Raw genomic sequence first — 17193 nt, 5'->3', positions numbered from 1 at the left:
GACATGACGCTTGGTCAAGCGTTCTACGGAAAGCCTGGCGCAATTCTCAAGGCGCCGTATTCGGCCGTTCGCCGGACGGCAAGATCCAATTTCCACCGGGCGCGCCGACGCCCGCGTCACCGCAGGTCGCGGGTGCGCCGCCGGACGGGATAAGCGGTTGACTCCGGGCGGCGCCGCCGGTCGGATGGCGGTCATGGACACGGTACGGACGCGGCCCGGCCCGGTGGGCGTCGACGAGGACCTCGTACGGCGCCTGGTCGCCGGGCAGTTCCCCCGCTGGGCGGGGCTGGAGGTGACGCGCTTCCCCTCGGGCGGCACGGTCAACCACGTGTACCGGCTCGGCGCCGACATGACCGTACGGCTCCCGCTCACGCGCGGCGGCGCCGAGGACGTGCCCCGGGAGCGGTACTGGCTGCCCCGGCTCGCCCCCCGGCTGCCCGTGGCCGTCCCCGAAGTGCTCGGCGCGGGGGAGCCGGCCGAGGGGTACCCGTACGCCTGGTCGGTGTACCGGTGGCTGGCGGGGGAGCACCCCGAGGCAGGGGCGCCGGCCGCGCCCGAGGCGCTGGCCCGCGACCTCGCCGCCTTCGTACGGGCGATGCGGGAGACCGGCCTGCCGGGAGCGCCGCGGGCCCACCGGGGCGGGCCGCTCGCGCTCCAGGACGCCGGGACGCGGGCCGCCGTCGAGGCCCTGCGCGCGGTCCCGGAGGAGGGCGTCGACTGCGACGCCGTGAGCGCCGTGTGGGAGGACGCCCTGCGGGCCCCGGCCTGGCAGGGACCGCCGGTGTGGCTGCACGCCGATCTGATGCCGGGCAACCTGCTGGTCCGCGACGGCCGGCTCGCCGCCGTGATCGACTTCGGCTGTGCGGGCGCCGGGGACCCGGCCTGCGACCTCTTCCCGGCGTGGAACCTGCTGCCCGCCGGCGCCCGGGAGGTCTTCCGCGAGGCGCTCGGCGTGGACGACGCGACCTGGGCCCGCGGCCGTGCCCGCACCCTCTCGCAGGCCCTGATCGCGCTCCCGCACTACCGGGGGCGCAACGAGGCGATGGCCCGCAACGCCCGCCACGTGATCCGGGCGGTGCTCACGGACGCCGACGCGATCGGAGGCCTTAGGCGGGCTGCTGTTCGCCCAGCGGCGGGGCTGGAAGGGCGCGCAGCAGCCAGGTGAGTACGCCGGGCAGCGCGTGCAGGGCCGCGAAGTGCGCGGCGGCCGGGTCGATGGTGGTGGTCGCGCCGGGGATGCGGCGGCCCAGCCAGCGGGCGTGGCCCACCGGGGAGAACACGTCGAGCTCGCCGTGCCAGATCAGTACGGGGCAGCGGATGTCGGCGGGCTCGAAGCCCCAGGGGCCGCTGAAGGCGAGGGCGTCGTCGATCCAGCCCCACGCCGAGGTGCGCACGCCCTCGCGGTAGTTGCGCAGCAGCATGGACCGTAGGCCCGCGTCGGAGACGATCACCCGGTCGCTCTCGGTGAGTTCCCGGCGCAGCTCCTCCAGCAGCCGGCCGGGGTCCCTGGCGATGCCGGCGGCGCGCGGGATCAGCCGGGCCGCCAGCTCCTCGGGGTCGTCGGAGGCGGTGGTGTACTCCTGCACGTTCGAGGCGGCCATGCCGGCGAACCAGTCCAGGTCCTCCGCGTCCCGGGGCGCGAGCGGGACCAGGGCCGCCGTCCGGGTGACCCGGTCCGGCAGCAGGGCCGCGCAGGCCAGGGCGCCGGGGGCGCCGCCGGAGCGGCCGGCCACCGCGAAGGTGTCCAGGCCGAGGGCGTCGGCGACGGTGGCCACGTCCTGCGCCACGTCGGCGACGGTGCGGCCCGGGTGGCGGTCGGAGCCGCCGTAGCCGGGCCGGTCGTAGGCGATGAGCTGGACGCGCCGCTGGTAGAGGACCATGCCCCGGGGAGCGGGGCCCAGGCGGCTGCCGGGGGTGCCGTGGAGCAGGAAGACGGGCTTGCCGTCCGGGTCGCCCCAGCGCTCCACCCTCAGCACGCGTCCGTCCGCGGTGCGCACTTCTTCGCGCACGCGCTCCCTCCCTCACGTCCGACGCGAGCGGTCAGGGTGATTGTGCTCCCCGGCCGGGGAACGCGGTAGGCCGCGTCTGGTTATCGGCGTCGCGGGAGGGCGCCCCGACGGCGTGCCCCCGCCCCACCGGGCGGGGCGGTTCACCGGGGCGGACCCGGTACGGCGCCCGGGGGGCGGGGTGTGGCCGGGGCGCCGTCGCCGGGCCGGCCACTGCCCACGGCCGGTCCCGGCCGGCGCCGGTGGAGGACCGCGCAGGCCAGAGTGACGGCGGCGCCGGCCACCGCCCAGGCGGAGAGCACCAGCATCGGGCCGCGGGCACCGTTGCCGTGGAAGTAGGCGATCGAGCGGGCGGCGTACGTACCGGCGCCCGGCGGCAGGGCCGGGCCGATCGCGCTCCAGAACGGCGGCAGCAGGGGGTAGGGGTAGGCGCCGCCGGCGCTCGGGTTGCCGAACACCACGACCAGCAGGATCGCCAGGCCGATGCCGACCACGCCCGCCACCCCCTGGAAGGCCAGGGTGATCGCGCCGACGGCGAAGACGACCAGGGTGCCGAGGCCCCACAGGGCCGGGATCGAGCCGGGCAGCGCGTCCAGCACCGGGCCGGCGATGACCGCGCCGAGCAGCCCGGCGGCGAGGGAGTAGAGCAGCAGCGCGCCGAGCCGGATCACGGCGCGGTGGATGTTGGCGGGCCGGGCCCCGGCGCTGATCGCGAGGATCGCGGCACACAGGTAGCCGCCCACGCACCAGCCGACCACCAGGTAGAAGGAGCTCAGGCCGCGGGCGTCGCCCCGGGCGGCGGGGGCCACGTCGACGACGCGGACGGTGCGCCCCTGGGCCTTCTCGACCGCGCCGACGGTCTCCTCCAGGGCCTGGGAGAGGGCGCCTCCGGCGCCGCTCGCGACGAGCAGCCGGTCGGTGGTGCCGGCCGGGTCGATGACCAGCGCGCCGTCGACGTCCCGGTTCTGGATCAGGGTGACCGCCGCGACCTCGTTCTGTGCCGCCCGGGGGTCCAGGGGCTTGCCGGGGAGGGCGTCGAGCCGTTGCACCGACTGCCGGGTGACCTGTTCGGCGGGCGCGGTCACCGCGATCGGGATCCGGTGCGGCTTCGGGTGGTGGAAGGCCCCGATGTAGGAGGTGATGAAGGCCAGCTGGAGGGCGAGTACGCCCAGGACCAGCAGGGCCGCGCGGGTGGTCACGGCGTCCTTGACCTCGGCGAGGAAGCCGCCGGACGGGCCTGCGGGGGTGCTCTCGGTGCGCTCGGTCATGCCCTCACGCTCGACGCGGCGGGGGCCGGGCGCAGCAGGGGAGGCCCCGAATGGATGATCGAACAAGTGTTTCGCACGGATATTCGAATTGCTCTATGGTGGAGGCGGGGGAGGTGTTGATCCGAGCGAAGCAGGAGGGCCGCGGGTGCCTGGTTTTACGCATCTGCACACCGTTTCGGGGTTCTCCGTACGGTACGGAGCCTCCCACCCGGAGCGGCTGGCGGAACGCGCCGTCGAGCGGGGCATGGACGCCCTCGCCCTGACCGACCGCGACACCCTCGCGGGCGCGGTGCGGTTCGCCAAGGCGGCCGCGCGGGCCGGGATCCGGCCCCTGTTCGGGGTGGACCTGGCCGTACCTCCGGCGGAGCGGCCCGGCGGACCCCGGGCGGGCGCCGGCGCCGCTGAGGCCTCGTACCGCAGGCGGGTTCCCGTCCGGGGCGGCGCCTTCGTCGACGAGTCCGCCCCCCGCGCCGTCTTCCTGGCCCGCGACGGAGCCGCCGGCTGGGCCCGGCTGTGCCGCATGATCACCGCCGCCCACGCCCACGCTCACGCCCCGGCCGGCCCTGGAGAGGGTGGGGGCGTCGGCCCGGTGCCCTGGGAGGCGCTGGGCGGAGACGGGGTGTTCGTGCTGCTCGGGCCCGGGTCCGAGGTGGGCCGGGCACTCGCCGCGGGGCGGCCCGACCGGGCGGCCCGGCTGCTCGCGCCCTGGCGGGAGCTCTACGGCGACGCCCTGCGCCTGGAGGCCGTCCACCACGGCCGCACCGGCACCGGCCCCGGCTCCCTCCGGCTGGCCGCCCGCACCGTCGGCTTCGCCGCCGACCAGGGCCTCACGGCCGTGCTCACCAACGCCGTCCGCTACGCCGACCCCGGCCAGGGCCCGGTCGCCGATGTCCTCGACGCCGCCCGCCGACTGGTCCCCGTCGACCCCCGCGGCCCCCACGACAGCGGCGAACGCTGGCTCAAGGACCCCGACCGCATGGCCGAGGCCGCCGACCGGATCGCCGAGGCCGCCGGACTGCGCCCCGCCGACGCCCGCCGCCTGCTCGCCCGGACCCGGGAGACCGCCGAGGCCTGCTCCGTCGACCCCGAGGACGACCTCGGCATCGGCTCCGTGCACTTCCCCGAGGCCCGCCTCGTCGGCGCCGCCCACCGCACCGCCCAGCGGGTGCTGACCTCCCGCGCCACGGCGGGCCTGGTGCTGCGCGGCCACGCCGGCGACCCCGTCTACTGGGAGCGGATGCACGAGGAGCTCGACGTCATCGCCCACCACGGCTACGCCTCGTACTTCCTGACGGTGGCCCAGGTGGTGGACGACGTACGGGAGATGGGCATCCGGGTGGCCGCCCGCGGCTCCGGCGCCGGCTCCCTCGTCAACCACCTCCTCGGCATCGCGCACGCCGACCCCGTCGCCCACGGGCTGCTGATGGAACGCTTCCTCTCCAGGCGCCGCCGCGTGCTGCCCGACATCGACATCGACGTGGAATCCGCCCGCCGGCTGGAGGTCTACCGCCGGATCATCGACCGCTTCGGTGCCGAACGCGTCGCCACCGTCGCCATGCCCGAGACCTACCGGGTCCGCCACGCCGTCCGCGACGTCGGCGCCGCCCTCGCCATGGACCCCGCCACCGTCGACCGCCTCGCCAAGGCCTTCCCGCACATCCGCGCCCGCGACGCCCGCGCCGCGCTGGCGGAACTCCCCGAACTGCGCGGCGTACGGGAGGAGGCGGGAGGCCCGGCGTACGAGCGGATGTGGGACCTCGTCGAGGCCCTGGACGCCCTGCCCCGCGGCACCGCCATGCACCCGTGCGGGGTCCTGCTCTCCGACGCCTCCCTGCTCGCCCGCACCCCGGTGGTCCCCACCAGTGGCGAGGGCTTTCCCATGTCCCAGTTCGACAAGGACGACGTGGAGGACCTCGGGCTGCTCAAACTCGACGTCCTGGGCGTACGGATGCAGTCCGCGATGGCGCACGCGGTCGCCGAGCTCCGGCGCGCGACGGGGCGCGTACTCGACCTGGACGACCCGGCGCAGGTGCCGCCGGGCGACGGGCCGACGTACGAACTGATCCGCTCCGCCGAGACGCTGGGCTGCTTCCAGATCGAGTCGCCGGGCCAGCGCGACCTGGTGGGACGGCTCCAGCCGGCCACCTTCCACGACCTCGTCGTCGACATCTCCCTCTTCCGGCCCGGCCCGGTGGCCGCCGACATGGTGCGCCCCTTCATCGAGGCCCGGCACGGGCGGGCCCCCGTCCGCTTCCCGCACGAGGACCTCGCCGACGCGCTGCGCGAGACCTACGGGGTCGTCGTCTTCCACGAGCAGATCATCGAGATCGTGCACGTCATGACCGGCTGCGGCCGTGACGAGGCCGACCGGGTCCGGCGCGGACTCTCCGACCCCGGCTCCCAGGGCCGGATCAGGGTCTGGTTCGCGGCGACGGCGGCCGCCCGCGGCTACTCGGCCGAGGTGATCGCCCGGACCTGGGAGATCGTCGAGGCCTTCGGCAGCTACGGCTTCTGCAAGGCGCACGCCGTGGCCTTCGCCGTGCCCACCTACCAGTCGGCCTGGCTCAAGGCCCACCACCCGGCCGCCTTCTACGCCGGACTGCTCACCCACGACCCCGGGATGTACCCCAAGCGGCTGCTGCTCGCCGACGCCCGGCGGCGGGGCGTGCCGGTGCTGCCGCTGGACGTGAACCGCTCGGCGGTCGCCCACCGCATCGAACTGGTGTCCGAGAGCCCGGAGCGGTGGGGCCTGCGCCTCGCCCTCGCCGACGTCCACGGCATCAGCGAGGCCGAAGCCCTGCGCATCGAAACCGGCCAGCCCTACGCCTCGCTGCGCGACTTCTGGGACCGGGCCCACCCGGGCCGGCCGGTCGCCGAACGCCTCGCCCAGGTCGGCGCGCTGGACGCCTTCGGCGCGAACCGCCGGGACCTGCTGCTGCACGTGAGCGAACTGCACGGTGCCCAGCGCGCCGCCGGAGCCCGGGGCGGCTCTTCGGGCGCCGCCCAACTGCCGCTCGGCGGCGGCCGCGCCACCGCCCCCGTCGGCCTGCCCGACCTCAGCGAGGCCGAACGCCTCAGCGCCGAACTCGGCGTCCTCGGCATGGACGCCTCCCGCCACCTCATGGGGGACCACCACCCCTTCCTCGCCGAACTCGGCGTCGTCCCGGCCCGCCGCCTGCGCGACACCGCGCACGGCCGGACCGTCCTGGTCGCCGGCGCCAAGGCCGCCACCCAGACCCCGCCGATCCGCTCCGGCAGGCGGGTCGTCTTCACCACCCTCGACGACGGCACCGGCCTCGTCGACCTGGCCTTCTTCGACGACAGCCAGGAAGCCTGCGCCCACACCGTCTTCCACTCCTTCCTGCTCCTGGTACGGGGCGTCGTGCAGCGGCGCGGACCGCAGAGCCTGAGCGTCGTCGGAGCGGCCGCCTGGGACCTCGCCGAACTCGCCGAACTGCGCGAACGCAGCGGCCTCGAAGCCGTCACGGCCCGCCTCGCCGCACCCCAGGCGGGCGGCTCCACCGACAGCGGCCGCCGCATCCACCTCCCCACCGGCTACGAGATGAACCCGTGGGCCGACCTCCAGCCGCCCGGCGAGCGCGCCGCCACCGGCCGCAAGCTCTGGCACTCCAGCCCCGGGAGCGCCGGATGAACCGCTTCGGCGCGGGAGTCCTGCACGTCCGCTGCGCCCCCGCCCTGACCCCCGAGGGCTACCGCGACGTCCTCGACCTGCTGCGCGAGTTCTCCCCGCTCGTCCAGGCCCTGCCGCCGCGGGCCGCCCTGGTCCAGGTCCGGGGCGCCCAGCGGTACTTCGGGGCCGACGCCGCCCGCATCGCCGAGGTCGTCCGGCTGCGCGCCGTGGCCCGGCTCGGCACCGACGTGCGCGTCGGCGTCGCGGGCACCTGGGCCGTGGCAGCCATGGCCTCCGCGCGGGTCCCCGAACCCGGCGGCACCCTGGCCGTCCCCGAGGACGAGGCGGCCGCCTTCCTCTCCCCGCTGCCCGTGGAGGCGCTGTACGGGCTCGGCCCCCGCCAGGCCGACGCCCTGCGCGCCTACGGCCTGCACACCGTCGGGGCCCTCACCCGCGTCCCGCCCGGCGTCCTCGAACGGATCCTCGGCAAACGCGCCGGCCGGCTCGTCGCCGAGCGGGCCCGCGGCGTCGACCCGCGCCCGGTCACCCCGCGCGACCTGCCGGCCTCGGCCGCCGTCCGGGCCCGCTTCAGCCGCCACGAACTCGACGGCCCGCACGCCCGCGCCGCCCTGCTGGACCTCGTCGTCCGGCTCGGCGCCGACCTGCGCGGCCGCCGCCAGGCCGCCCGTTCCCTGTCCCTGACCCTCCAGTTCGCGGGCGGCACCCGCTGGGAGAAGTCCCGCCGGCTGCCCGAGGCCTCCGGGCACGACGAGGACCTGCGCACCCTCGCCTACCGCCTGATGGACGCCGCCGGTCTGCAACGGGCCCGGCTGACCGGCATGGTGCTCCGCGCCGAGGACCTCACCGCCGCGAGCGCCGCCACCCGCCAGCTCACCTTCGACCCGGCCCGGGAATCCCGCCTCACGGCCGAGGCGGCGATGGACCGCGCGAACTCCCGCTTCGGCCCGGGCACGGTCCGCCCCGCGGCCGCCTTCCTGGGGCGAACCGCGAGCGCGGGCCCCGGCGGGGCCCCGACGAGGGCGGCGACCCGGGGGAGCGCTCCACACCCGAAATCCAGCCCCGCCGGCGTCTGAGGCGCGTCCCGTACTCCGGAGCGGAACCGGAGCGCGGCTCGACGTCAGAGTTTTTACCGCCGCGTAACTTCCCAGTCTTGCTACCCGCCCGTAATTTAACGGGCAGCAGCCCCCCTTGTGATCCGGATCACGGGACGAACCCCCACGCCTTCCCCCTGACCCGCGAGGAGATCACACGATGCTGCCCTGGAGACGCCTGCTCCGCCCGCTGGCCGTCCTCACCCTCGCCGCCGCCCTCGTCGCCCCCGCCGGCGCCGCCCAGGCCGCGTCCCGTCCCAGCACCGGCTGGAACGACTGGTCCTGCAAGCCCTCCACCGCGCACCCCCGCCCCGTCGTCCTCGTCCACGGCACCCTCGGCAACTCCGTCGACAACTGGCTCGGGTTCGCGCCGTACCTGGTCCACCGCGGGTACTGCGTCTACTCCCTCGACTACGGCCAGCTCCCCGGGGTGCCCCTCTTCAACGGCCTCGGCCCCATCGACCAGTCGGCGGGCCAGCTCCAGGTCTTCGTCGACAAGGTGCTCGCCGCCACCGGCTCCGCCAAGGCCGACCTCGTCGGCCACTCCCAGGGCGGCATGATGCCGCGCTACTACCTCAAGTTCCTGGGCGGCGCCACCAAGGTCAACGCGCTTGTCGGACTCGCCCCCGACAACCACGGCACCACCCTCTCCGGGCTCACCCGGCTGCTCCCCTACTTCCCCGGCGCCGAGGACCTGATCAGCGCCGCCACCCCGGGGCTCGCCGACCAGATCATCGGCTCCGCCTTCCAGAACAAGCTGAACGCGGGCGGCGACACCGTCCCCGGGGTGCGGTACACGGTGATCGCCACCCGCTACGACGAGGTGGTCACCCCTTACCGCAGCCAGTTCCTCGACGGGCCGGACGTGCACAACGTCCTGCTCCAGGACCTCTGCGGGGTGGACGTCTCCGAGCACGTCACCATCGGCCTCACCGACCGGATCGCCTGGCACGAGGCGCTCAACGCCCTCGACCCGGCGCACGCCGAACGGACCACCTGCGCGTCGGTCTTCGACTGACGCGCGGGCGGTCCGCCGGGTCCGACCTCCCGGTATGTCCTCCGGGTCCGTCCTCCGGGTCCGTCCGCCGGTCCGTCAGCGGCCGTGCCGGCCCGCCGTCGACCGGCGGCGGGCCACGCCGAACAGCACGGCCGCACCCGCCGCCAGGGCGCCGGCCCCGGCGATCGCGAGCATCGGGGTCGCCCCGTCGCCGCCCGTCTGCGCGAGGTTGTCGCCCGCGGAGCCGGCCGCGGAGGGCGAGGAGGACGAGGAGCCGGCCGGGGGGAGCGGTGAGCTTGCCGCCGAGCCGTTCGTCTTCGGGTCGTTGTCGCCGTGGCCGCCGTGCTCCACCGAGGACTTGCCCGCCCCGTCGGAGATCTGCCGGTCCGTCGGCGCCTTGGCGGGCGCTGCGGCGGCGGGCACGGCGGGTGCGGCAGGCGTGCGGGAGGGCTCGGCATCCGCCCCGGCGGTCGGCCGCGTGCCGGGCTTCCCGCCCGGGGTGGTCCCCGTACCGCTGTCGCCGCCCCCCGCGCCGGTGTCCTTGCCGAAGACGACGTCCGAGCAGGTGTAGAAGGCCTCCGGGCTGTCCGAGCGCTGCCACACGCTGTAGACGAGGTGACGGCCCGTCTTCTTCGGGACGGTCCCGCTGAAGACGTAGTCGCCGCCCCGCAGGGCGGGGTCGGTGACCTTCAGGAAGGGCGCGGGCTCCAGATCGGACCACTTCAGCGGCTTCGACGGGTCGTAGCCGTCCTTCGTCACGTACAGCTCGAAGGAGCCCTTGTGCGGGGCGGTGCCCTTGTAGCGGAAGGTGTGCGGTCCGGCCGTCAGCGGGCTGGCCGGCCAGTCCGCGCGGGGCAGGTCCAGCCCCTTGTACTTGGCGTTGCCCGCCGAGCACAGCTGCCCGTCGGGGATCAGCTTCCTGCTCTGCCCGGCCGCGTTGGCGATGTTCACCGCGTTCCAGTCGTAGAACGCCTGCGCGCCGCTCGCGGCCACGGCGGCCTTGCACGCCGCCGACTTCGGGGATTCCGGCCCCTCCGCGTAGCAGGCCGCCACCCGGCTGACCGGGTCCGTCATCGACCCGTGGGCCACCGCCGGCCCGGCGGCGTACGCGGCCACCGCGAGCGGGGCGAGAGCGGCGGAGGCGAGACGGACGGCGGTGCGGCGGCGGGACGCGGGCATGGCGGATCTCCTTCGGGCGCGGGGCAGGGGCGTGCCGGCGGAGGGAACCGGTGCGGCGCCGCCCCCCGAACGGGTCCCGGCGCCGCCACCGGCCCTCCCTGGCGCCGCCAAACTAGCCCGCCGCACCCGCCGTCCGGCCCTGATACGGGCCCCCGCCCCGATCCTTAGGCTCCGCTTAAGGCGGCGGTAAGAGCCCCCTCAGAAACGCGCCAGCCCGCCACGTCAGGTGAGCAGGGCGGCCAGCCCCGCGGCCGAACCGGCCTGCTCGTCCAGCGCGTCGAGGGCGCGGACGGCCTGGGCGGCGGCCTCCGGGTCGGTCACGGCCAGGCCGCTCGCCGCGAACTCGTCCTCGTCCAGCCGCAGGGCGGGCCCGCCGTCCGCCGGCACCCACAGGTCCAGGTCCAGGTCGTCGACGACGATCTCGCCCGCGCGCACCAGCGCCGGACGGGTCACGTCGCAGTACCAGCCCTTCAGCGCGCCCGCGCCGCTCCACACCTCCTTGACCGCGAACCAGCGCGTGCGCCAGAAGTGCTCCACGAACACGTCACCCGGCTCGAAGCGCACGAACCCGAAGTCCCGTACGCCGTCGGCCGCCCAGGGCGCGCGCACCGAGATCCGGTCACCGTCGTCGGACACCTGAACCGCCGGGTAGCTGATCTTGGTGCGGCCGGCCTTGGTGAGGATGACGGTCCATTCCGTGGTCATTCCTTCGCTCCCTTTCTCCGATGCGGCGCGTCCGGGTCACGGATCGCGGATCGCGGGGTCGCGGATCGCGGATCGCGGGTCGCGGGTCGCGGACGGTCCCGGGCCCGACGTTACGGCCGGTGCGTGGCCCGCGCCCGCGAATTAGGCGGCGCCGCCCGGCCCGGCCGGACCGGGAGATGGGGGAGAATCGCCCGCGTGACCTCGACCAACCTCAGGATCAGGATCGACGGCTCGGCCGGCTCGGCCGCCCCGTACGAACAGCTGCGCGCCCAGATCGCGGACCGGGCCAGGACGGGGAAGCTCCCGGCCGGCTACAAGCTGCCGACGGTACGGGGGCTGGCGGAGGAACTGGGCCTGGCCGCCAACACGGTGGCGAAGGCCTACCGGGCCCTGGAGGCCGACGGCGTGATCGAGACGCGGGGCCGCAACGGGACGTTCGTCGCCGCCGCCGAGGGCTCCTCCCGCGAGGCGGCGCAGGCCGCCCAGGCGTACGCGGAGCGCGCGCACCGCCTCGGCCTGACGCAAGCCGAGGCCGTCGAAGCAGCGACCACCGCCCTCCGCGCCCGCTACGCCGACGGAGTCTAGAGGTACAGGCCCGCCTCGGAGGAGTGCGCCTGGGGCGGCAGGACCGCCGCCGGGCCCGTGCCGCGGCGCAGGGCGAAGAGTTCCGCCAGGGTCGCGCCCTCGCGGGAAACCCCTTCCTCCGTACCCAGCCACTCCACCGCCTCCGGCCGCGTCAGCGGACCGACCTCGATGCGGGCCATGCACCGCCCCGGGCGGACCACCGCGGGGTGGAGCCGCTCCAGGTCCTCGTTGGTGGTGACGCCGACCAGCACGTTGCGCCCCTGCCCCAGCAGACCGTCCGTCAGGTTCAGCAGCCGCGACAGCGCCTGGCCGGCCGTGTGCCGGGCCTCGCCGCGGATCAGCTCGTCGCAGTCCTCCAGCAGCAGCAGCCGCCAGCGGCCCTTCGCGGAGCCCTCGTCCTCGCCGATCGCGATGTCCATGAGATAGCCGACGTCGTTGAACAGCCGCTCCGGGTCCAGGACGCAGTCCACCTGGCACCAGTCCCGCCAGGAGCGGGCCAGCGTGCGCAGCGCCGAGGTCTTGCCGGTGCCGGGCGGCCCGTGGAGCAGCAGCAGCCGGCCCGCGATGTCGTCCGGGGTGACCTTCATCAGCCGGTCCATCGCCGCCGCCACCGGCGCCGTGTAGTTGGGCCGCACCTCCTCCCAGGTCCCGGCGGAGATCTGCCGGGTGGTGCGGTACGGGCCGCGGCGCGGGGAGACGTACCAGAAGCCCATCGTGACGTTGTCGGGCTGCGGTTCGGGCTCGTCCTGCGCCCCCTCGGTGGCCTCGTCGAGGACACCGGCGGCGAGTTCGTCGCTGACCGCCGTCACGGTCACGTCGGCGCCCCGGCTCCAGCGGGAGACGAGCAGGGTCCAGCCCTCGCCCTCGGCGAGCGTGGCGCTGCGGTCGGTGTCGCGCGCGGAGCGCAGCACCGTCGCCCGCGGCGGCAGCAGCGTCGCCTCCGGCTTCACCCGGTCGATCGTCACACTCTGCGCGAACGGCTGCTCGCCGGTCGCGAACCGGCCGAGGAACAGGGCGTCGACGACATCCGACGGTGAGTCACTGTCGTCCACGTTCAGGCGAATCGGCAGCGCGTCCTGCGGGTCTGCTGGCATGGCGCCCATGATCCGGCACGATGTGCCCTCATGCACCCGTGTTTCGCCGGATCGGGTGCCCGGGTTCCCTCTTCAAACACAGCGGGCGTGAAGATTCCGGCTCAACCCTGACCCGAACATTCTTGGCATGGACACTTCCCCCGGGGCCCGGCTGCTTGTACCACGGACTCAGGAGTAACCCCCCACAAGGAGCCCCGCATCCATGAGCATCAGAATGCCCCGCTTCGCCGCCTTCGCCTCCTCCCTGCTCCTCGCCGCCGGCGCCACGCTCCTCGGAGCGGGCCAGGCGTCCGCCGCCCAGGCCGACTTCGGCTACGTGGCCCTCGGCGACTCGTACTCCTCCGGCGTCGGCGCCGGCAACTACGACGCCGCCAGTGGCGCCTGCAAGCGCACCACCCGCGCCTACCCCGCCCTCTGGGCCGCCGCCCACTCCCCGCAGACCTTCTCCTTCGCCGCCTGCTCGGGCGCCCGTACGGGTGACGTCCTCTCCGGCCAGCTGGCTCCGCTCAACTCCGGCACCGACCTCGTGAGCATCACCATCGGCGGCAACGACGCCGGTTTCGCCGATGTGATGACGACCTGTGTGCTCCAGTCCGAATCCACCTGCGTCGGCCGCGTCAACCAGGCCAAGGGATACGTCGACTCCACCCTCCCCGGCCAGCTCGACCAGGTCTACGACGCCATCCACAGCCGGGCACCCGGCGCCCACGTGGTCGTCCTCGGCTACCCCCGCTTCTACCAGCTGAACGGCACCTGCGTCGCCGGCCTCACCGAGGGTGAGCGCACCGCCATCAACGGCGCCGCCGACTACCTCAACGCGGCCATCGCCAAGCGCGCCGCCGACCACGGCTTCACCTTCGCCTCGGTCGCCGGGTCCTTCACCGGCCACGAGATCTGCTCCGGCGACGCGTGGCTGCACAGCCTCAACTGGCTCAACATCGGCGAGTCGTACCACCCCACGGCCGCCGGACAGTCCGGCGGCTACCTGCCCGTCTTCACCGGCAAGGCCTGACGGCCGGGCCGGCCGCCCTCAGCGGCGGCCGGCCTCCGGCGTCCCCGCCGGGGACGGACTGCCGCCCGGTGAACCGGTAGCGGCGGGGGAGGAGGCACCGCCCGGCGGGGTTTCCTTCTCGCACGTCACGGTGAACTCCAGCCACGCCGAGGTCTTCTCCACCGGTCCGCGCACCTCCAGCCGGACCGCGTCGGCCAGGGTCGTCCCCGGTGCCCCGACCGGCTCGGTGTGGTTCAGCTGGCGGGTGCGGGCCCCGTCCGCCTCGTACGCGATGCTGCTCCAAGCCGGGGCGGGGGAGGAGCCGCCGCGCGTGATCCAGCGGTACTCCACCACGGCGGGCGTACGCGCCACTTCCAGCGTCCCCGTGAAGGCGGGCGCGGACACCTCGGGCGGCGGACAGCTCCCGGTGTAGGCGGCCCGCAGCGTGTGCACGTACACCGTGACGTCCTGCGGGGGCGTCGGACTCGCGGACGCCGAGGGGGAGGGGGAGGGCGAAGGGGACGCCGGGGGCGAGGGGGACGCCGGTCCCGGCGCCGGAGCGGAGGCCCCGGGCCCGGCGCTCCCGCTCTCACTCCCGCTCCGGCCGCCGGTTTCCCGCAGCAACAGCCACACCAGCAGGGCCAGTACCAGCAGCAGCGCCACCAGCACGGCGCCCAGCACCGCCCCGGCCCGCCCCTGCCCCGGCGGCGGCGACTGCGGTACGGGGCCGCCCGCGACCGGCAGTGGCAGTGGCCGCGTCCCCCCGTACCGCTCGTGTCCCTCCCCCCGGCGCACGACGACCGTCGGAGCCTCCGAGCCCGCCGGCCCCGGCCCGCCCGGCGCCCCCGCGACGCCCCCCGCGCCGATGATCCGCAGCATCCGGGCCGCCTCCGCCGCGGCCATCCGCTCCCCGGGGTCCTTGCGCAACAGCCCCCTCAGTACGGGCTCCAGCGGCCCGGCCCGGCGCGGTGGCGGCAGCTCCCCCTCCACCACCGCCCGCAGGGTGGACAGCGGGGTGTCCCGCCGGAAGGGCGAGACCCCCTCCACGGCGGCGTACAGCAGCACCCCGAGCGACCACAGGTCCGACTCCGGGCCGGGCTCGTGCCCCACGGCCCGCTCCGGGGCCAGGAACTCGGGGGAGCCCACCACCTCGCCGGTCATCGTGAGGGCCGAGGAGCCCTCCAGGCGCGCGATCCCGAAGTCGCTCAGCACCACCCGCCCGTCCTGGGCGATCAGCACGTTGGCGGGCTTCACGTCGCGGTGCAGCACCCCCACCCCGTGCGCGGAGCGCAGCGCGTCCAGCAGCTGTTCGCCGAGGTGCGCGGCGTGCCGCGGGCTCATCGGGCCCTCCCCCTCCAGCACTTCCGCCAGCGAGAGCCCGCGCACCAGCTCCATCACGATCCACGGGCGGCCGTCCTCCTGGGCCACGTCGTAGACGGTCACGACCCCGCGGTGGGAGATCCGGGCCGCCGCCCAGGCCTCCCGTTCCAGCCGCCGGTACATCCGTTCCACCTCGGCCGGATCCAGCCCGGCCGGGGCCCGTACCTCCTTGACGGCGACCTCGCGGCCCAGCACCTCGTCCCGGGCCCGCCAGACGACGCCCATGCCGCCGCGGCCCACCGGACCGAGCAGCCGGTACCGTCCGGCGACGACACGCGCGGTGTCCCCGACCTCGCTCCCACTCACGCCTACCCCCCAAGCGTCACCGGGTGATCACTCCAAGTTAGCGCAGGGTGGCCCCGGGTGGCCCCTGCCGGGACGGCACTCTTCGGCCGCCCTCACGCAGCGTTCGCCAAGTGGCGCCATTTATGCGGAGAGTGACGACTGATCGCGCTGAGTAATCGTCAACTACCCGTAACCACAGGGGTAATTCACACCACCGGGATACCCGAGTGTGACGCCGGGACGATAGGGTTAACCTGCCCGGGCCGGGTGCCCTCGTACGGGTGGGGAGAGACATGGAACAGATAGCAATGCGCAGCAGGCCGCCCCGCGTGCCTGCCATCACCTGCGGCAGCAGCGCGGTCAGCTCGCGCCTCGACCGCCATCTCGCCGTGCTGGGCGGTCCCGCCGTCCCGCACCACGAGGCGGCCGAGGCGACGCTGCTGATGCGCGAGCTCACCTCCCGCGACCACACGCACGTCCAGCGGAGCCGGAGCGCGCGCGTCGCGCTGTTCGCCCCGCTGCGCAGGCTGCGGCGCACGCTCTTCGGCAGCCGCCGCTCGTAACTGTCCCGGCGCCGCGGCCGGTCACCCGGCCCGGCCGCACTCCGGCCCCCGTCCCCCCTCCGGCGCCGGCGGGGCATCCGGCGACCCCGGATGCCCGGCGCCCCCCGGCCTCAGGCGATCACACCGTCCCGGCGCAGTGCCGTGATCCGCGCGTCCGTCATCCCCAGGGCGCGCAGCAGGGCATCGGTGTGTTCGCCGAGCGCGGGCACCGCGCCCATCCGCGCCTCCGGGCCGCCCGGCAGCCCGATCGGCGGCAGCAGCGCCCGCAGCGGGCCCGCCGGTGAGTCCACCTCCCGCCAGCGGTCCCGCGCCGCCAGCTGCGGGTGTCCGGCCAGCCGCGCCACCGAGTTCAGCCGGGCGCAGGCGATCCCGGCCGCCTCCAGCCGCCCGACCGCCTCGTCCGCGCCGAGCCGGCCGAGCGCCTCGGCCACCACCGCGTCCGTCTTCTCCCGGCCCCGCGTGCGGGCCGCGTTGGTCGCGTACGCCGGATCCCGCGCCAGGTCCGGCCGCTCCAGCACCTGTTCGGCCAGGCGCCGCCACTCCCGGTCGTTCTGCACCGAGAGCAGGACGCGGCCCCCGTCGGCCGTCGCGTAGGCGTCGTACGGTGCGATCACGGCGTGCGCGAGACCCGTCCGCACCGGCTGCTCCCCGCCGTGCATCGTGTGGTGCAGCGGATGCCCCATCCACTCGGCGAGCGCGTCGAGCATCGACACCTCCACCGGCCCGCCGCGCCCGGTCGTCCCCCGGCGCAGGAGGGCGGCGAGCACCCCCGAGAAGGCGTACATGGCCGCGGCGATGTCGGCGGCCGGGATCCCCGCCTTCACGGGCCGCTCCGGGGTGCCGGTCACCGAGACCAGGCCGGCCTCGCACTGCACGAGCATGTCGTACGCGCGCTTGTGCGCGTACGGGCCCTCGGCTCCGTATCCGGAGATGTCCACCGCGACCAGCCGCGGGTAGCGCGCGCACAGGGCGGCCGCGTCGAGCCCGAGCCGGGCGGCGGCGCCCTGCGCGAGGTTCTGGACGAACACGTCGGCGCCGTCGAGCAGTCCGTGCAGCACCTCCAGCCCGCGCGGGTCCTTCAGGTCGAGCGCGAGGGACTCCTTGCCGCGGTTGGCCCACACGAAGTGCGAGGCCAGGCCCTGCGCGGCGGTGTCGTAGGCGCGCGCGAAGTCGCCGCCGTCGGGGCGCTCCACCTTCACGACCCGGGCGCCGAGGTCGGCGAGCTGACGGGTGGCGAAGGGCGCGGAGACGGCCTGTTCGACGGCGACGACGGTGATCCCGGCGAGCGGGAGCGGCTGCGGGGGCGAGGGAGGGAGCGGCTCGGAGGCGGGGGCCGTTTCGGTGTCCATGACCCCGATGCCTATCCCGGACGCCCCGGATCTGTCACCCCCACGGTG

General features: G+C 75.4%; 14 protein-coding genes. 7 read left to right on the top strand and 7 right to left on the bottom strand.

Annotation, left to right across the window (positions count from 1 at the left end; genetic code table 11):
* Window positions 1–193: 193 nt before the first annotated feature.
* Entirely contained in the window at window positions 194–1165 is a 972-nt protein-coding gene (locus ACZ6ZT_RS21230; protein WP_469721165.1) for an aminoglycoside phosphotransferase family protein, read from the top strand.
* Here ACZ6ZT_RS21230 and ACZ6ZT_RS21225 read toward each other — a convergent pair.
* Entirely contained in the window at window positions 1107–2009 is a 903-nt protein-coding gene (locus ACZ6ZT_RS21225) for an alpha/beta fold hydrolase (protein ID WP_469721164.1), read from the bottom strand. The two genes, ACZ6ZT_RS21230 and ACZ6ZT_RS21225, sit on opposite strands and share 59 nt — an antisense overlap.
* Window positions 2010–2149: 140 nt before the next feature.
* Complete coding sequence (locus tag ACZ6ZT_RS21220; RefSeq protein ID WP_469721163.1) at window positions 2150–3274, bottom strand: DUF3533 domain-containing protein; 1125 nt, start codon at window positions 3272–3274, stop codon at window positions 2150–2152.
* A 145-nt stretch (window positions 3275–3419) separates the two neighbouring features.
* Here ACZ6ZT_RS21220 and ACZ6ZT_RS21215 point away from each other — a divergent pair, with 145 nt between their 5' ends.
* The 3 genes from ACZ6ZT_RS21215 (at window position 3420) to ACZ6ZT_RS21205 (ending at window position 9035) form a co-directional block, all read left to right on the top strand.
* Entirely contained in the window at window positions 3420–6926 is a 3507-nt protein-coding gene (locus ACZ6ZT_RS21215; protein WP_469721162.1) for a DNA polymerase III subunit alpha, read from the top strand.
* A complete protein-coding gene (locus ACZ6ZT_RS21210) occupies window positions 6923–7999 on the top strand; it encodes a DinB/UmuC family translesion DNA polymerase (RefSeq protein WP_469721160.1) in 1077 nt (358 codons plus the stop codon). The genes ACZ6ZT_RS21215 and ACZ6ZT_RS21210 overlap by 4 nt, the downstream gene beginning before the upstream one ends.
* Before the next feature lie 178 nt (window positions 8000–8177).
* Window positions 8178–9035, top strand: a complete 858-nt coding sequence (locus tag ACZ6ZT_RS21205; protein WP_469721158.1) for an esterase/lipase family protein — start codon at window positions 8178–8180, stop codon at window positions 9033–9035.
* Window positions 9036–9110: 75 nt separating this feature from the next.
* On the opposite strand, the gene ACZ6ZT_RS21200 is transcribed toward ACZ6ZT_RS21205, so the two are convergent.
* Together ACZ6ZT_RS21200 and ACZ6ZT_RS21195 are read right to left on the bottom strand one after the other, a co-directional pair.
* Window positions 9111–10193 (bottom strand): lytic polysaccharide monooxygenase auxiliary activity family 9 protein, encoded by a 1083-nt coding sequence (locus ACZ6ZT_RS21200; RefSeq protein ID WP_469721156.1) that lies wholly within the window; start codon window positions 10191–10193, stop codon window positions 9111–9113.
* Between the two features lie 222 nt (window positions 10194–10415).
* Entirely contained in the window at window positions 10416–10898 is a 483-nt protein-coding gene (locus ACZ6ZT_RS21195) for a ribonuclease FAU-1 family protein (RefSeq protein WP_469721154.1), read from the bottom strand.
* Window positions 10899–11093: 195 nt separating this feature from the next.
* Between ACZ6ZT_RS21195 and ACZ6ZT_RS21190 the strand changes: the two genes are divergently transcribed.
* Window positions 11094–11483: a GntR family transcriptional regulator gene (locus tag ACZ6ZT_RS21190; RefSeq protein WP_469721152.1), complete on the top strand. Its 390-nt coding sequence runs from the start codon at window positions 11094–11096 to the stop codon at window positions 11481–11483.
* On the opposite strand, the gene ACZ6ZT_RS21185 is transcribed toward ACZ6ZT_RS21190, so the two are convergent.
* A complete protein-coding gene (locus ACZ6ZT_RS21185; RefSeq protein WP_469721150.1) occupies window positions 11480–12577 on the bottom strand; it encodes a DUF5925 domain-containing protein in 1098 nt (365 codons plus the stop codon). The genes ACZ6ZT_RS21190 and ACZ6ZT_RS21185 overlap by 4 nt on opposite strands.
* A gap of 202 nt (window positions 12578–12779) precedes the next feature.
* Between ACZ6ZT_RS21185 and ACZ6ZT_RS21180 the strand changes: the two genes are divergently transcribed.
* Window positions 12780–13589 carry an SGNH/GDSL hydrolase family protein gene (locus tag ACZ6ZT_RS21180; RefSeq protein ID WP_469721148.1) on the top strand — a complete coding sequence of 270 codons (810 nt, stop codon included), beginning with the start codon at window positions 12780–12782 and terminating at the stop codon, window positions 13587–13589.
* Between the two features lie 18 nt (window positions 13590–13607).
* On the opposite strand, the gene ACZ6ZT_RS21175 is transcribed toward ACZ6ZT_RS21180, so the two are convergent.
* Window positions 13608–15254, bottom strand: a complete 1647-nt coding sequence (locus ACZ6ZT_RS21175) for a serine/threonine-protein kinase (protein WP_469721147.1) — start codon at window positions 15252–15254, stop codon at window positions 13608–13610.
* 272 nt (window positions 15255–15526) lie between these two features.
* Between ACZ6ZT_RS21175 and ACZ6ZT_RS21170 the strand changes: the two genes are divergently transcribed.
* Window positions 15527–15796, top strand: coding sequence for a hypothetical protein (locus ACZ6ZT_RS21170; protein ID WP_356214728.1), 270 nt, complete (start codon window positions 15527–15529; stop codon window positions 15794–15796).
* Between the two features lie 110 nt (window positions 15797–15906).
* Here the strand turns inward: ACZ6ZT_RS21170 and ACZ6ZT_RS21165 are convergent, their stop codons facing one another.
* Window positions 15907–17145 (bottom strand): CaiB/BaiF CoA transferase family protein, encoded by a 1239-nt coding sequence (locus tag ACZ6ZT_RS21165; protein ID WP_469721146.1) that lies wholly within the window; start codon window positions 17143–17145, stop codon window positions 15907–15909.
* Between the last annotated feature and the right edge of the window lie 48 nt (window positions 17146–17193).

It is taken from the genome of Streptomyces sp. NPDC102258 (genome assembly GCF_055584685.1).
This window is presented reverse-complemented; position numbering and strand designations above follow the sequence as displayed.

Bases quoted from the DNA above. Each gene is read 5' to 3' on its own strand.
- ACZ6ZT_RS21230 (WP_469721165.1), top strand. From the start codon at position 194: ATGGACACGGTACGGACGCGGCCCGGCCCGGTGGGCGTCGACGAGGAC.
- ACZ6ZT_RS21220 (WP_469721163.1), bottom strand. From the start codon at position 3,274: ATGACCGAGCGCACCGAGAGCACCCCCGCAGGCCCGTCCGGCGGCTTC.
- ACZ6ZT_RS21210 (WP_469721160.1), top strand. From the start codon at position 6,923: ATGAACCGCTTCGGCGCGGGAGTCCTGCACGTCCGCTGCGCCCCCGCC.
- ACZ6ZT_RS21205 (WP_469721158.1), top strand. From the start codon at position 8,178: ATGCTGCCCTGGAGACGCCTGCTCCGCCCGCTGGCCGTCCTCACCCTC.
- ACZ6ZT_RS21200 (WP_469721156.1), bottom strand. From the start codon at position 10,193: ATGCCCGCGTCCCGCCGCCGCACCGCCGTCCGTCTCGCCTCCGCCGCT.
- ACZ6ZT_RS21195 (WP_469721154.1), bottom strand. From the start codon at position 10,898: ATGACCACGGAATGGACCGTCATCCTCACCAAGGCCGGCCGCACCAAG.
- ACZ6ZT_RS21185 (WP_469721150.1), bottom strand. From the start codon at position 12,577: ATGCCAGCAGACCCGCAGGACGCGCTGCCGATTCGCCTGAACGTGGAC.
- ACZ6ZT_RS21180 (WP_469721148.1), top strand. From the start codon at position 12,780: ATGAGCATCAGAATGCCCCGCTTCGCCGCCTTCGCCTCCTCCCTGCTC.
- ACZ6ZT_RS21170 (WP_356214728.1), top strand. From the start codon at position 15,527: ATGGAACAGATAGCAATGCGCAGCAGGCCGCCCCGCGTGCCTGCCATC.
- ACZ6ZT_RS21165 (WP_469721146.1), bottom strand. From the start codon at position 17,145: ATGGACACCGAAACGGCCCCCGCCTCCGAGCCGCTCCCTCCCTCGCCC.